The organism is Shewanella sp. 10N.286.52.B9 (assembly GCF_002873635.1).
In the GTDB taxonomy this organism is placed as follows: Bacteria; Pseudomonadota; Gammaproteobacteria; order Enterobacterales; family Shewanellaceae; genus Shewanella.
Map to the genome: position 1 here is coordinate 44,835 of NZ_MCTY01000177.1, position 16,439 is coordinate 61,273.

Genomic DNA, 16,439 nt, shown 5'->3' on the forward strand with positions numbered 1-16,439 from the left:
TACAGAATTATGGGAAGTTCATATAACTAGCAGTGTGAGCACTTAATGAATTAATCATTGCTAACGCTTTTGAAAACTCATATAGCACAAGATGAGGTTGTCTATTTACCGAAGAAGATAAAAAAGATAAGCGCCTTACTTTAGCATAAATTAGCCCGCTAAAGTTAAAATGCGCAGCTTTAGTCCTGTTAAAACCGCGGCTGCTAAATATAAGCTCGCATTTAAACAAGATAAGTCAAGCCAGCTAAATTGGCCTACTTTTGCATAATCTTTAAAAAAGTCAGTCTATATTATTAGATTATGCTTAAAAACAACTACACTGATCTCATCGAGATCAGCTAAATGTAACTATTCACTTTAATAAATAGGTTAACTACAGCCACTATGCGACAATCGCGCCCATGAGTATCTACCAGCTATTACACAAGGCCCCTATTCGCGTTATCCGTATTGGAAGACGGCGCATTTGGCTACGTGTAAAACTGGATATGTTGGTGGTAAAACAGGCCTTAGCCCAAGAAAAGCAAGAAACCAAAGCCATGCTGGTGACTTATAAACGCTATACCTGCAAGCAAGCCAACAAGGATGAATTAGCCGAAGCCAATAAACAATTTGCCGACTTACTCAAAGGTTTGGGCTTAGGGGTTTTCGCGGTGTTACCTTTTGCCCCTATTACTATTCCTTTGGTATTAAAACTCGGCAAAATGGTAGGCGTTGACGTGCTGCCAAGCTCATTCAATAATATGTCCGAACGCAAAGCCAATGCTCGAAAAAACGCCATTAACAAAACCAGTTAACCCAAATAGCCACAGCCTAACTGATAAGTGACAATAGCCAGTAGCTAAACTAATAAGCAACTACCACGGTTATTTTTTAGCAATCCTAATAACTTTGCCAAAAAGTAGTCGTAACCTCAGCTCATAACCGCCTATTTCAGTCGCGCCATTCCACTATAGTCATCTATTGCAGCAAACAAGCACACTAAAACCATCTCTATGCTTTCTAGAATCAAATCAGCCTGATACTCTTAGGGATATCCTTAAACTCATCGCAATCAACGAGTCCTACTATGAGCAATATCATTATTTCAGGTGTTTCAGGCATTCCCCTGTCTATTTTCAATAGCGAAACATTTGCACAGTGGCGCGATAAGCAGTCTAAAAATGTTACTAACTGGCTCACCACCACCCAGTTTTCAGGTAAAGGCATGAGCTTAATTCCTAATACCGAAGGTGAGTTAGCTGAAGTTATTTTTGTGAGTAACCAAGATGACTCTTATTGGCTGTGTGGCGATCTGGTTAATCAACTGCCCGCAGGTCAATACCAATTAAACGCGGATGACAAGCAGATAAAAACCGCCGCATTTAGTTGGGGTTTAGGGGCGTATCAGTTCGATCGCTACAAAAAAAGCGACAAGCAAATTCCACAGCTTATTGTGCCGACTAGTGCGCAAGCTGATGAAGCTAATAAGTTCATCCGCTCAGTGTCATTAGTCCGTGACTTGGTTAACACACCCGCCGCCGATATGATGCCGCAACACTTAGCTGAGACCATGAGCGCCATGGCGACAGAATTTGGCGCTAAGCTCAACCAAATTGTCGGTGATGAACTACTTGAGCAAAACTACCCGACCATTCATATGGTTGGCCGCGCCAGCGCAAATGTTCCGCGCTTAATCGACTTAACTTGGGGTGATGAATCGGCTCCTAAAGTGACCCTAGTAGGTAAAGGTGTGTGTTTTGACTCTGGTGGCCTTGATTTAAAACCCGGCGCCGGCATGCGCTTTATGAAAAAAGACATGGGCGGCGCAGCGCATGTTATTGGTTTAGCGCAATTGATTATGGCGAGCAACTTACCTATTCGTCTGCGGGTATTGGTTCCTGCGGTTGAAAATGCCGTTTCAGCCAATGCCTTTAGGCCCGGTGATGTGATTACTACCCGCAAAGGGCTGACCGTTGAAATTGATAATACTGACGCCGAAGGCCGCTTAGTATTGTGTGATGCCCTTGCTGAAGCCAATAACGACAAACCTGAGCTAATGATTGATTTTGCCACCTTAACAGGGGCTATGCGAGTTGCTTTAGGCACCGAGCTGCCGGGGTTCTTTAGTAACGATGACCAAGTGGCCGCCGATATTACCGCATCGGGTTTATCTGTAGACGACCCAGTTTGGCGCATGCCACTGCATAAACCTTATTATGACTTAACCTGTAGTGATATTGCTGACTTAGCCAACTGCGGCAAAACTCCATTTGGCGGCGCAATTACCGCAGCACTTTATCTTGAGGCCTTTGTTGATAAAGATATTAGCTGGAGTCACTTCGATGTGATGGCATGGAATAACCGTAAATTACCGGGTCGTCCTGTGGGTGGTGAAGCTTTTGGTATTCGTGCGGTATTTGATTACCTGCAAAATCGATTTGATAAGTAAACTAAGCCCAAAACCTCATTAGCGAAAAGGCCTGTCGATACAGGCCTTTTCTTTATTAAAACCATGATACTTTTATCACTGTTTTATATAGCAAACAAAAAATCACTGCATAGCTATTAAGCTTACTCAGCGCCACGGTCTACATCTTGACCATTATCATCTAACCACTTCAAACTTGATAACGGATAGCCTAAAAACCACTTACTGCGTTCAAGTACGATACGGGTCTTAATATTTTTGATACTTAGCTCTGATCTGTCTGAAAGCTCGGTACAGATCTCATTGAGTTTTTTGATATTGGGAAAGCAACTTAACGACATATAATCCACATCACCAGCAAGCTGCATGCAATCCATAAATTCTGGAATATCTTGAATAGCACTAACAAAGCGTCGCCGCGACGGTGCTGTGTTATCGGTTAAGGTAAACTCCACATAGGCCATCACGTGCTCACAAATCTGCTCTAAATTCACATCCGCATGAAAGGTTCTGAAATAGCCGGCTTCTTTTAACGATTTAACTCGCTGAAAACAAGCACTAGGTGAAAGGTTTACTTTTTCAGCTAATTCAATATTGGTCAAATCCCCCTCAAGATGTAGGGTCGCCAATATTTTTTTGTTGTAACTATCAATCTTTACTTTCTTTTTCATTTTCAGAAACCTAGTGTTATTTTATCTATGGTTTTCGCTACCTATAGTGGATTATCCATGATTAATTTGCAAAATGTCCCGTGTTTCCTCTCAAAGCGACAAATTTTTACTGCATTTTTGCTGCATTACAAAATATTATTTTCTGCCAAAGTCCCACAATGGTTATAACGGATCACACAAATGCATAATAACTACATATTTATGCAAGGAAGCCTATGAGGGCCAAAATATGAGTCATACTAATCGTCGTTTTTTCGCAAAATCAATATTAGCCACTGCGGTGGGTTTATCGCTTGTTAGTTCAGCCCACGCTGAGAACAATGAGCCACAAACTGTTGAAGCCACTAGCGGAATAGAGCGCATCGAGATTAGTGCTCGTGGCCGTGTAGAAACCTTACAGAATGTACCAGACTCGGTAACCGCGTTTAGTGCTGATATGATCCAAAACCAGCGTATTGAAAATTTCAGAGATGTTGCCGATCTCACGCCTAATTTAAGCCAGTTGGACAACTTCAGACCAGGCCTTGCCCGTATCACTATCCGCGGCTTAATTACCCCGCAAGTGGGCGATGCGCCGCTGGCTTTTGTGGTTGATGGGGTCACCGCACCCGATTTAGAATTTATTAACCAAGATTTAGTCGACATTGAGCGTATTGAAGTCATGCGCGGTGCACAGGGTGCACTTTACGGTAAAGGCGCCATTGGCGGCGCAGTGATTGTCACCACCAAAAAACCAACCGAAGAGTTAGAAGGCACCATTAAAGGCTCATACGGTAACGGCAATACCTATAATTTAAATGGCGTGGTATCGGGCGCGCTTAATGATGACAGCAGCGCATTTTTCCGTGTTGGCGGTTATACCAAAAACTCTGATGGCTTAATTGATAATGTGTTTTTAGATGAGCCAGCAGATTACTTTTCAGAAGACTCAGTGTTTGCCCAGCTTGAATTTGATCTCACAGACGACACCAGTTTAAACCTGCGCGGCCGTTACACCACCAGCGATGCCGGCTTTGCTTATTATCAAGGCGTCACTGAAGACAGCGCGGAAGACTTTGATATTGGCACCTCGCAAAACATCCGTAATAACGACCAACGTGATGTATATGAAGTCAGCGCCAAACTTACCCAGCATTATGACTTAGGTACCTTTGACTTTATCACTGCTTACAGTAGCTCTGAAAACAAACACTTTTACGATGGCGATTACTCCGCCGACCCGACCTTTATTGATGAAGATGATTTTTTCCGTGCCCCTTTTGGCACTGAAGGCTTATTTGATGTGAAATCACTGACGGTTGAATCACGCTTTACTTCTCAAAGTGATCAGGATTTAAGATGGGCAGTGTCAGCTTTCTATCAAGACAAGAAACGTGACAACACCATTAACTTCTTTGACGACTTCTTAGGCGATGTGCCGCTAGACAGAGACGATTTTACCGATGAGATGATGTATCTAACCATCGCCGATAAAAACAGCAGCAAAGCCTGGGCATTATCAGGTCAAATTAACTACGACATTACTGACAAGTTAGAATTAACGGCAGCGCTACGTTTTGATAGCGACAAACGTGAGTCTTACGACCCTAACTTCCCTGTTGATACGTTTGCAGAGGACACCTTTAGCCAATGGCAACCTAAGGTGACTTTAGCTTATCAAATGAATGAGGAGTTACTGCTTTATACCGGTTATTCAAAAGGTTTTAGAAGTGGCGGCTTTAACGAGCCCGCAGAAGGCATAAACCGTGTTTACAATCAGGAAGTGTCTGACAGCTACGAAGCGGGTTTTAAAACCACCCTATTCTCAAATAAAGTAACCTTAAACGGCGCGTTATTTGTCATCTCCCAATCTGATGCACAAATTACCCAATTTAATGTCGACAGCTTTACCCTTGAAAACCTCGCCATTGATGACGTGCTCACTAAAGGCGCTGAAATCGAATTAGGCTGGGCTGCGACAGAAAACCTCAATGTACGTTTTAATGCAGGTTATATTGACTCAGAAATAAAAGAGTTTACAGATAGACCTGAGCTTGAAGGTGAATCACAAGTATGGGTGCCAGAATATACTTATAGTTTATCTGCAGATCATTATTTCCCTATTAGCTTAAACTGGTCACTGGTATCTCGAGCTGATATTCAGGTGCAAGGGCCACAATATTTTGATATTGAAATCCCACATGTTACTTCGTCAACCTTCACCTCAATTAATGCTGGGGTCGGTTTGAAGTCTGACGATTGGACAGTGCAGCTATATGTCAATAACTTAACTGACGAGCGCACCATTGAAGATATCTTCTTTTATGGTGATGGCGTAACCAATTTAGCCCGCATGCCTAATAAACCGAGAACATATGGTATCGAAGCGATTTATAATTTCTAAGGCAAGACATCGTCACTCCCATACAGGCCTCTAGATTAGGGGCCTATTTTTACAAGTAGAACTTATGCCTAACCGTCTGACACCTAGCGCTGAATACTGCGCAAGAAACAACCAAGAACACAGCCCTAAGCCAAGCTCTGAATATAGCTCTGAATATAGCTCTAAAAATAGTGCAAACAATGATCTATTTGATGATTATGCCACTCGCCCCGTGCCGCAAGATAAAACCGTCGGCGGCGTGCGCATTGGCATGATAAACGGTGGATTGGCATTTGCCGTGCCGGGTCTAATCACCGGGCTTGAGCTTGGCGGCGCGTTAGGCCTTAGCCAAAGTATTTACGCCTTTATTATTGGCGGCATTATTTTGTCAGTACTTGGCACTGTCACTGGCTTAGTTGGCATGCACAACCGCCTAACCTCATGCATGACCATGAAATTTGTCTTTGGCCGCAAAGGAGCAAACCTGCTCAGCCTTGCGTTTGTATTATCTTTACTGGGTTGGTATGGGGTTAACATCAATCTGTTTAGCGAAGTCTCTCAAGCCCTGTTTCAACAGTTATTTACTGTGACAGTGCCATTGTGGCTATTAGAAGTATCAGCCGGAATGTTAATTACCCTCACCACTATTTGGGGCTTTAAGCTGATTGAAAAGCTGTCCAGTTTATTCGTGCCGATTCTATTTATGTTAGTGGCTTATATGCTCTATAAAAGTGTCGGTTATGTCATCGCCCCAGATGCAGTTACTCAGTTTAACAGCATTGAACTCACCTTTGGTGAAGCGGTATCAGCCGTTGTCGGCAGTTTTATTGTCAGCGTGGTATTAATGCCTGACTTTAGCCGGTTTGCAAAAACCACCAATGACACCATTATCGCTTCATTTCTGCCATTTTTAGTACTCAACAGCTTCGTTTATATCGCTGCAGCCATGGCAGGTATTGCGGTGCAACAAAGTGATATTCTGGCTGTCATGCTCACATTAGGCATCGGCACTTTAGCGTTTATCTTGCTCATCATGTCGAGCTGGGTCACCAACGTGGTCAATTTATACAGCGCCGCGCTGGGTTTTAACGCCATAAATATTAGCTGGAAAGAATGGAAAATCATCGTGGTTTCAGGCGTATTAGGCACGATTATCGCTTCATTTAATTTACTGGCTAATTTTACTGACTTCTTATTTAGCCTATCGATTATCTTCACCCCTGTTGCGGCGATTTATGTGGTGGATTTTTTCATCGTACGTAATAAACAATCTTACCTGTTAAGTGAATTAAGCCAAGTTGCGGCGGTTAATTACCTTGCCGTTATCGCCTGGGCTGTGGGAATTGCAACCTCAATGCTGACCAATCATGGCCTAATCACCATCACAGGTATTGAAGTATGCGACGCCATTTTAGTCACCGCGCCAACCTACTATTTATTGATGCAAGCTTTTGCAAAAAAATCCATTGCTTAAGCCAGTAAATACATAGGAATGTTTTTGCTTCGCGGCACAAATGGAACACAAATTTTGCAGCGTTGGCATAAGATCAACACCATAAAAAGTTTAAGTTTAAGAGCTATTATTTATGAAAACACTAACAAGAGTTGACCTATCAGATATCTTGCACGGCTGCGCTATATTAGGCACAGGCGGTGGCGGTGAGCTAGATGAAGGCTTTTACTATATTGATAAAGCACTGGCTGAAGGTAAGACATTTAAGCTTGTTAGTGTTGATGATGTGCCCCAGGGCAAAAAGATTTGCACCCCCTATATGCTAGGGGCATTATCACCAATGACACCTGAAGAAGAACAGCAATATACCCGCTTACCTAAAAGCAGCAGCTCCTCGATTATGACCGCATTTAGACGGTTAGAAAAATACACTGGCGATGAGTTTTATGGCACCATTTGCTGTGAATTAGGCGGCTCAAATACCGCTATTTCGTTTTACGTGGCCGCCATGGCTAATGGCTATATTATTGACGCCGATGTGGCAGGTCGTGCGGTACCTGAAATAACCCATTCAACCTACTATTTCAATAACATCCCTGCTGCGCCCATTGTCACCGCCAACGAGTTTGGCGAATGCTTTATTTGTGAAAATGTTATTGATGATTTACGCGCCGAAAACGTGGTAAGAGCCTTATCGATGATAAGCCGTAACGACATTGCTGCTATCGATCATGCGATGCCCATTGAGCAGGTTAAAGATGCGGTGATTAAAGGCACCATATCTAAGTCACTTGAAATAGGTAAAGCCTACCGGTTAGCCAAAGAAAACAACCAAGATATCGCCGATGCCATTGCCAGCCATGGTGGTGGCTATGTGGCCTTTAGAGGCTCGATTGCCAAATATCAATTTAAAACCCAAGACGGTTTCACTCTTGGAGACATATTTATTGAAGGCACAGGCCAACATCTCAATGACCGTTACCATATTGAAGTAAAAAATGAGAATTTAGTCAGTCGCTTAAATGGCGTTGTTGATGTCACTATTCCTGATTTAATTTGCTGCCTAGACATGGATAGCAATAGCCCTATCACTAACCCCAATGTCAGTTATGGCGTCAATGTTGCCGTTATAGTACTGCCAGCACCAAAAGAGTTTGTCACCGAAAAAGGCTTACAGGCTTTTGGTCCCGCTTACGTAGGCATAGATGCGCCCTACCAAGCTGCGGTAGAGCGTCATTTTTTGCAAGCGACTCATTTTGAAAACCATGACTAAATGCTTAAACAGGTTAAATTAATTTCTAGCTAAATTAAGTGCTTAAATGCTCATAAATAAAAACTAAATAGAAAATATGCGAAATGAACCTATTCATTTAACCATCATTAGGTTCATTTAATAGAGCAATAACCACAATTACTGCCACTGTTACCAAGCAATAATGCCACTGACAAATTGATCTTCCACTTTCTGCTACTTTGCCTGCTAGTTAAAGGTGATTTAGATGTTTTTCTGTCTATTGAGCTGTACAAAAACGTTCACTGATTGATAAGCATTTCCTCCATTGGATTAAGCTTTTAATACCCCATATAATTTCAAAAATAGGATTTTTATCTCACTTTAAGTTCTAAAAAGTATCGCTACTGATATTACCGCTATCTCGAGATACCTAATGTGAAGTCACCACAGTTGAACTAATCAATAAAGAGCTAACAACAGTCTAACCACTCGGTAAAACTAAACCATCACGCTTCTTATGGGATTAGTTAAAACCGCTATTTCGCCGAAACATAACTAACGCTGATGCTTTTTAAAGGATGTTTGCTAATATTAATTTAGTAGAGCAAGGATTGAGCTTATTAAACTAATAGAAAATCAGCATTTACTCGACTAACAGTAGCGCTGTGTTAGCAGCCCTAATTAGTTCGCGTAAATGGGATTATAGAAGGGTTATAAATGGAAATTTCAGACCTCATTGTGTCCCAACATGACGTTAAAGGCAAAATTTTGGTGGTCGATGACCAAATTGTTAATGTCAAAATAATTAAAAAATTATTGCAAGAAGACTATGATATTTTCATGGCGACCGATGGCGATCAAGTCATCGACGTATGCATGGGTTTACAACCAGATATGGTATTACTTGATATAGAAATGCCGACAGTAAATGGTTTTGAAGTATGCAAACAACTCAAAGCGAATCCACTCACGGCCAATATCGCCGTTATATTTATTACAGCTCATTTTGAAGAAGCCACTGAGGTAAAAGGACTTCAACTTGGCGCAGTAGATTTTATTCATAAACCTATTAACCCCATCATCACCAAAACCCGAGTTAAAAATCAATTGAGGCTCAAACAGCAATCGGATTTATTGCGCTCTTTTGCCATGTACGATGCGTTAACGGGTGTCGCTAACAGACGCCAGTTTGACCAGCGTTTTGCCGCAAATTGGCGCCATTGTGTTCGTGAAAAAGAGCCTATTTCCATCATCCTGTTAGATATTGATGTCTTTAAGCAATACAACGATAACTATGGCCACCAGCAAGGAGATAACTGCCTAGCCCAGGTTGCCAAAACAATACAACAGACACTGAAACGTCCTTGTGATTTAGTGGCACGTTACGGCGGTGAAGAATTTGTGTGTATTTTGCCACAAACTGATTTTTGTGGCGCTGAACATAAAGCCAAATCAATTGTCGATAACATCAACGCCCTAAAAATCGAACACGGCTTTTCAAATGTATCAGACTACATCACCATCAGTGCAGGCGTAGCTACCGTTGTACCTCATAAGGAAATGCAGCAAGGTATGTTATTGGAACTTGCTGATAAGCAACTGTATCTTGCTAAATCGAATGGAAGAAACCAAGTCGCCAGCATAGAAATAAGCAATATTTCCTAGTGGTTATTATTTGTGATTTAACAGAATAGTTGGACATAAGAAAGTATAACTAATGGCATAAAGCTCATTTAGATTAAGTTTTTCATCACTGGTTTAGGAAAATATAAGCGATTTTGAAATGCAAATGAGCGCTAGCTCGAGTTTTTTAAATATTATTGGTGAATTACCCGCATAATGAGGTAGTTGCGACTATAGTTTATTATAAGCTTATGAATGGATTCGGGATGCTTTATGTCATTAGGACAATTTTTAAGGCCTTATGCCAAACTTTTATTGATTACATTGTCAGGATATACCTTTGTTTTTGCCGGTTTGCTGTCATTCGCATTTCAATTAAACAATGAGATACATGACTTTACTTCTCAAACCAATAAAATCTACCAACACCCTTTTCAAGTCAACGCCGCTGCGCGTATTTCACGACAATCAATTACAACCCTAAGAAACCAGCTACTCTATGGCCTCATTGAGCAAAGTAATATTAGGCGTGACACCTTTGTTGTTGAGACCGACAAAATACAAACTACATTGGCTGATAATTTAAACATCATCCAAACAAATTTTTTAGGTGATATGACCAAAGTCACTGAGGCAATTTCATTTACTTTACAGCTTCAGCGCATTCAACAAGATATTATTGAATTGCTTATAAACCATGACATTACAAATGCTGAAAAACTGATAAAAAATCAGGCTACCCCCTTGTATCAAGCTTTAATGAATAGAATGGACTATATCGTTGACTACTCTTCAAACAAAGCGGCTAATTTAGTAATACAGGCTCAACAAAGAAGTGAAAAGTCACAAACTACATTGTGGATCCTATTTACTGCATTTTCACTATTTACGATTTTGTCAGGCTGCATTACAGCCACAATGGTCCTAAGAAACTTATTTAACCGTGATAGTAGCCTGAGAAAAACGCATGAAGATTTGCGGATTGCTGCAACCGCTTTTGAAACCCAAGAAGGCATGCTGGTCACTGATACCAATAACAAAATATTACGCGTAAATCGCGCCTTTTCTAGGATTACCGGATATGATGCCGATGAGGTCCTTGGTCAAAATCCGAGTATTTTATCTTCCGGCAAACACAAAAAGCCGTTTTACCTACAGATGTGGAAAATAATCAAAGAGCACGGTTATTGGGAGGGTGAAGTGTGGGATAAGAAAAAAAATGGCGATATCTACCCACAAAAGCTCACTATCACTGCGGTCACTGATAATAATTCTGTCATTACCAATTATGTCGGCACCATCTGTGATATCACCCTTAATAAACAAGCTGAGAAAAAAATTGCCGATTTAGCTTATTTTGACCCATTAACTCGACTGCCAAACCGTCGTTTACTTATGGACCGCCTCAATCATTCTTTATTAACAAACAGCCGTCATAACCAAAAAGGGGCATTACTGTTTTTAGACCTTGATAATTTCAAAACCCTCAATGATACCTTAGGCCATGATATGGGAGACATACTCCTAAAAAAAGTGGCAAAACGGCTGGTACAGTGCATTAGAGAAAGCGATACAGTATCTCGTTTTGGCGGCGATGAATTCGTAATTTTAATTGAAGCATTAAGTGGTAAATCCACTATAGCTGCCACGCAAAGCAAAGATATTGCCAAAAAAATACTCGCCTCAATTAATTTACCCTATCAACTAAATGACCATGATTATTCCATTAGCACCAGTATTGGTATTACTTTAGTTAAAAACAAAAATACCTCCGTTGATGAATTACTGAAACAAGCCGATATCGCCTTGTATAAAGCTAAAGACGATGGCCGCAATTCAATGCGATTTTTTGACCCCCAAATGCAAGCCAATATCTCTAATCGCGTCGCGCTAGAAGCAGAATTAAATCATGCTATTGAAAATAAACAATTTGAACTTTATTACCAAGTTCAAGTAGACAAGCATAACAATCCATTAGGTGCTGAAGCGCTATTGCGCTGGAATCACCCCAACAGGAGTCTTGTTCCTCCGGTAGAGTTTATTCCCGTTGCAGAGCAAAATGGTTCGATTATTTCAATTGGTCATTGGGTATTAGACGCCGCCTGTGCACAACTGCAATTATGGCAGCAAAATAGCTCAACTGAATCACTCACCTTAGCGATCAATGTCAGTGCGAGACAATTTCTCCAAGACAATTTTGTCGCAACAATAAAATCCGCATTAACATACCATAAGGTTCGCCCTGAATTACTGAAGCTAGAATTAACCGAATCAATTCTATTAAATGATATCGATAAAACCATAGTAAAAATGAACCAAATTGCTGCATTAGGCATTCAGTTTTCACTGGATGACTTTGGAACCGGCTACTCATCTTTACAATATTTGAAAAAATTACCTCTTTTCCAACTTAAAATAGATAAATCTTTTGTCGATGGTTTGGTTGAAGATAAGTGCGATCAAGAAATTGTCCGCACCATCATAGCAATGGCACATAATTTGGGTTTAACCGTGATAGCTGAGGGGGTAGAAGATGAATCACAGCGACAGATTTTATCAAAAGAAGGCTGCAGTCACTATCAAGGATATTTGTGTGGCAAACCTGAAACTATCGATAAATTTGAAGCTCGATTTTCACAACCTGATACGTCATCAACACCAGTAGCATTAACCGCCCTTTTTAACTGATTCAGTTTTAAAGGTTAATCAGAATAATTATCTGTCGTGATAGGAATTAACTTTTCAATAACTATCTAAAGCGATATCAGTTTGCAGAAAGCTTACCTTTGCAGATAAACCTTCATTCCTAAGCTTAGTGAATATATTGATAAAACTAAATGACCACTAACGCTGGATGAAATTATTATATCTTAATAACTATAAGTTAACCCTATTCGAGTACGTAGCTCACGATCAGGGCTATCATTACTGACATTAATATCACCAAATTCAACATAAGGTGTCCACTGGCCTATCTTACGAGCTACGGTTAGATTCAACTCATAATTGGTATCACCATTGTCATAAATATTGTAATCAACGGCCTTATATAAATCAGCTTCAAAACCAAATTTCCAATCGTGAGTGGTATAACCAAAACCTGTGGTCAATCGATGACGCTGCTTATCAACATCGGAATTATTTCTATAAAAGTCATGACGATAACGAGCTGTAATGGTTAAACCTTGAATGCTGTCAACGGCATAGTTTACTCGAATTTGCGGTTTATAGGTCATTCCTTTTTCACGGGCCTCAATGGGCATCCCTGGCACTATGGTCCAGTTATCGTTAATTTTAAAGCGATAATCTAAACCTAACTCCCAACCATTATTTTGGCTAGACTTCCTATCAGAACCATCTACAGGCTTAAATTTTAACTCGCCACTATAATTAAAATTACCAATACTGCTACCTATTTTGACCCGAGTCGACTCACCAGACTCAGCTCGAAATTCTTGACGAACGTTAAATGATGCAGCAGAAACGGTAGAGCAAGTAAACAGAGCGACACAGCCACACAAAAGCAGATTTTTAGCAGTCATTACAATAAACCCTCACATCATAGCTATGATACATCGAATTAAAAAGCCACTCATGTACCCAGTATAAATTCAATTAACAGCCTTAATAAGTAATACAATATTGTAAAATAGTACAGGTTTGTAAATTGAGATCTAGATCAAAATGATATAAACCACAGCAAAAACTCGCTAATTTACCGTCTATTTGCTTGCAAATGTTACGCATTCGTTCGACATTAGAGCGTAAACCCCTTGAGAGGTAAGCAAAGGCGCCACAAGTTGTTACCAACCTATTATCAGCACTGTTAGGAATAGCAGCCTTTTGTATTACAAATTCACAATTTTAGGCACAGAGGTTATTTATAAAGCGCAAAAGTGACATGTAAAAAACACGCTGGTGATATGTAGAAATTCGACAGTAAAATATTGGCGATGAAAATGGCTTGCTTACGTTTTTAGCTTAAGTGCTAGTTATAATTGAGTATCGCTTAAGATTTGCATCAGGATTAAACAAGCCAATGTCCCTATCAGCATTTTTAAATAATAAAAATTTAAGCAAAGACCATAATAAGCTTATTTTAACGAATAGCCGGGCTGCATCTTTTTCACACTAAACAATAAAGCGGGTAATACCGTTAAACTGTAGAAAAGTAGAAAGCCGATGGCGATGGTGAGTAAAAAACCAATGCTATACATACCTCGGTGATCGGCCAGTAACAAAGAACCAAAGGTCGCCATTGTGGTTAGTGAACTTAGTACTGCCGCTCTTGGGGTTGATGATTGATAAAAGGCCCTCGCAGATCCCACCGCCCGAAAGCGCTCAACGATGTGAATACCATTATCGACCCCCAAGCCAAATATCAATGGAATGACAATGATGTTGGCCATATTTAGCGCCTGTCCACTCCAATGGGCAACAGCCATAGTTGATAAGGTGGTTAATAACAGCGGTATAAAAGTCAAAATAACATCGCGCTTATGTTTTAGCGCTAGCAACAAAATGACGGCTATCAGTAATAGTGAATAAGTGATTGCCTGCAAAAATGCGTTAATAATAATATTACCCACTTGCTGCTCGGCTACAGGTCTTCCGGTTGCATTGGGCGCTACGTCTTGTACAAGCTTAATAAATCTATCCAGCTGTTTCACATCACGCATATCGCCAGCAGGGTAAGCCACCACTAATAAATATTGCTCGTTTTTATATCGCTGAGCTAACACCGTAGGAATATCATCATAGCTTGGAATTGGGGCTTGCAATAACTGAGTTAAACTTTGCTGCATAACTTGTAATGGCGCCAATGCATGTTGATTAATTTGACTCACAAGGGTGAATTCATCATTATTTTTAAGCCAATCTAAGGTACGTTGCGCAATCACGCCTTGGGCATAATCCGCTCTGACTAGGTTTTGTTGCAAGCTTGCAAGGCTATCTAATGACTCTATTGGCGCATTGGCGGCTGCTAATGTTTGCAACAATGCTGCCTGTTTGGACGCGCGATCAGTGGCTAAAAAAGAGTTGATTGAAATCACATTGCTCACTTCAGCTAAACCAGACAATTGTGATTGCCACTTGGCCGCTTCTTGTGGTGATGTCGCTAGCATCATCATTTGATAGCTTGAGGTTAAGCCTTGTTGTTGAATTTCTTCAAGGGTTCTAACCGATTCAGACTTCACCGATTTTAATACCAAAGTCGAGAAATCAAATTCCATTTTACTGGCACCATAGCCAGAAATAGCTAAGGCTATCACGGCCAAAAAAACTACCATTTTGTGATGTTTAGGCAACCAGAAATCATCGTCGCTGGCATATTGGAACTGAGTATCACCCTCTTCAGTCGCTATGTTAGCCTTAAAACCATGTGCTCGAGGATAGCCACAAATAAAGAAAAAAGTCGGAATAACGATAAAGGTTGCCAGCAACCCCATTGCCATCCCCGCCGCTGAAATAACCCCTAATTCAGCAAGCCCGGTATAAGCTGTAGGATAAAAGCCAAGAAACCCTATGGCAGAGGTTAATGCGCACAAACTAAGTGGCGTAAAAGTGCCGCGAATTGCCGCAATCAAGCTGGCATAATTGGTAGGCTGTAGTGCTTGCTCTTCTCGTAATCGCAGACAAAAATGAATCGCAAAATCGACACCTAAACCAATAAACATCACCAAAAATACAATGGAAATGGTGTTGTATGAACCAACCAAAAATAATCCAAGTGCGAGCGTCCACACCAACCCAATAATCACGGCCACATAGCTGGCAACGATTATGCGCAAAGAGCGAATACCAAATCCCAATACTACAATCAAGCCTATCAGCGACATGGTCCCCGCTAAGGTTACGCTATTATTGGCGTCACTGATTTCATCATAGTCCAACGCCGTCTGACCAGTAATGCGAATTTGCACTGCGTCATTATCACTGTATTGATGGATAATATTTTGTGCGGTTTCGATGATATATTTATTCGGCTGTTTTTGATCGTTTTGAGGCTGTGCATTTAAGGTGATAATTTGATAAATAGTACCACGACTTGGTGGCATCAATACCTCAAACCAGTCAACACTGCCCTGCTTTGCCGCCAGTTGGTTTAATACGTTAATTAACAGCTTCGCGGCTTTAATGTCATCAGTTTCAATAGCATGATTTAATTGTGCTAATAATTGTATCCCAGCATCATTTTGCCCAGTAGTGCCATTAGCTTCAACTGACATGACCGCCTGAAGTTTTGGCATTATGCTGGCAACATTGGCATTAAAATCAATAAAGTCTTGCTCGGGTAATAACCACAAGGCTTGCTGCTTAAGCCATGGCAAGGTTGCTGGCGCAAATACGTCGTTAAATAAGGGCTGTGCAGAAAAGTCTGCTTGTAGCGCTTCAGTCATAGTTTGTACTTGCTGATGATTGTCACCAGAAACCACAATGACCAGACCATTTTCAGAGTCGCCAAATTCATTTACCGTCTTAGTTAAGTTGTCCTTCCATGGGGCATTTTGTTGAACGAGACGATCTAGGTTGGAGTCAACCACGAAATTATTTTTACTGTAGATAATAGCAATGGTGGTCATTAGCCCAATAAAGAGCAATGACAATATAAACGGCAATGTTTGTTTTGAAAAAAACCAATGTTTCACAAGTGAGCTTCGCAGATAAAGTGGATAGCGACATTA

At 40.8% G+C, this 16,439-nt stretch carries 10 protein-coding genes; 7 read left to right on the forward strand and 3 right to left on the reverse strand.

Annotation, left to right across the window (positions count from 1 at the left end; genetic code table 11):
- The first annotated feature begins 401 nt into the window (after positions 1-401).
- Both BCU91_RS12385 and BCU91_RS12390 read left to right on the forward strand, forming a co-directional pair.
- On the forward strand, positions 402-797 hold the full coding sequence (locus BCU91_RS12385) for a hypothetical protein (RefSeq protein ID WP_102437087.1): 396 nt from the start codon (positions 402-404) through the stop codon (positions 795-797).
- A 272-nt stretch (positions 798-1,069) separates the two neighbouring features.
- The gene (locus tag BCU91_RS12390; RefSeq protein WP_102531586.1) at positions 1,070-2,431 is read left to right on the forward strand and encodes a leucyl aminopeptidase family protein; all 1,362 of its coding nucleotides are present in this window, start codon (positions 1,070-1,072) and stop codon (positions 2,429-2,431) included.
- A gap of 122 nt (positions 2,432-2,553) precedes the next feature.
- Here the strand turns inward: BCU91_RS12390 and BCU91_RS12395 are convergent, their stop codons facing one another.
- Entirely contained in the window at positions 2,554-3,081 is a 528-nt protein-coding gene (locus BCU91_RS12395; RefSeq protein WP_102437084.1) for an Lrp/AsnC family transcriptional regulator, read from the reverse strand.
- 229 nt (positions 3,082-3,310) lie between these two features.
- On the opposite strand from BCU91_RS12395, the gene BCU91_RS12400 reads away from it, so the two are divergent.
- The 5 genes from BCU91_RS12400 to BCU91_RS12420 all read left to right on the forward strand — a co-directional run bounded on the left by BCU91_RS12400 (position 3,311) and on the right by BCU91_RS12420 (position 12,441).
- On the forward strand, positions 3,311-5,464 hold the full coding sequence (locus BCU91_RS12400) for a TonB-dependent receptor (RefSeq protein ID WP_102531587.1): 2,154 nt from the start codon (positions 3,311-3,313) through the stop codon (positions 5,462-5,464).
- Positions 5,465-5,528: 64 nt separating this feature from the next.
- Positions 5,529-6,917, forward strand: coding sequence for a cytosine permease (locus BCU91_RS12405; protein ID WP_102476437.1), 1,389 nt, complete (start codon positions 5,529-5,531; stop codon positions 6,915-6,917).
- 112 nt (positions 6,918-7,029) lie between these two features.
- Complete coding sequence (locus BCU91_RS12410; RefSeq protein WP_102519968.1) at positions 7,030-8,169, forward strand: DUF917 domain-containing protein; 1,140 nt, start codon at positions 7,030-7,032, stop codon at positions 8,167-8,169.
- A 678-nt stretch (positions 8,170-8,847) separates the two neighbouring features.
- Positions 8,848-9,795 carry a diguanylate cyclase gene (locus BCU91_RS12415; protein ID WP_102531588.1) on the forward strand — a complete coding sequence of 316 codons (948 nt, stop codon included), beginning with the start codon at positions 8,848-8,850 and terminating at the stop codon, positions 9,793-9,795.
- A gap of 231 nt (positions 9,796-10,026) precedes the next feature.
- Positions 10,027-12,441 carry an EAL domain-containing protein gene (locus tag BCU91_RS12420; protein ID WP_241904082.1) on the forward strand — a complete coding sequence of 805 codons (2,415 nt, stop codon included), beginning with the start codon at positions 10,027-10,029 and terminating at the stop codon, positions 12,439-12,441.
- Positions 12,442-12,623: 182 nt separating this feature from the next.
- Here the strand turns inward: BCU91_RS12420 and BCU91_RS12425 are convergent, their stop codons facing one another.
- Both BCU91_RS12425 and BCU91_RS12430 read right to left on the reverse strand, forming a co-directional pair.
- Positions 12,624-13,295, reverse strand: a complete 672-nt coding sequence (locus tag BCU91_RS12425) for an oligogalacturonate-specific porin KdgM family protein (protein ID WP_102437072.1) — start codon at positions 13,293-13,295, stop codon at positions 12,624-12,626.
- 552 nt (positions 13,296-13,847) lie between these two features.
- A complete protein-coding gene (locus tag BCU91_RS12430) occupies positions 13,848-16,403 on the reverse strand; it encodes an MMPL family transporter (RefSeq protein WP_133126605.1) in 2,556 nt (851 codons plus the stop codon).
- Positions 16,404-16,439: the final 36 nt, after the last annotated feature.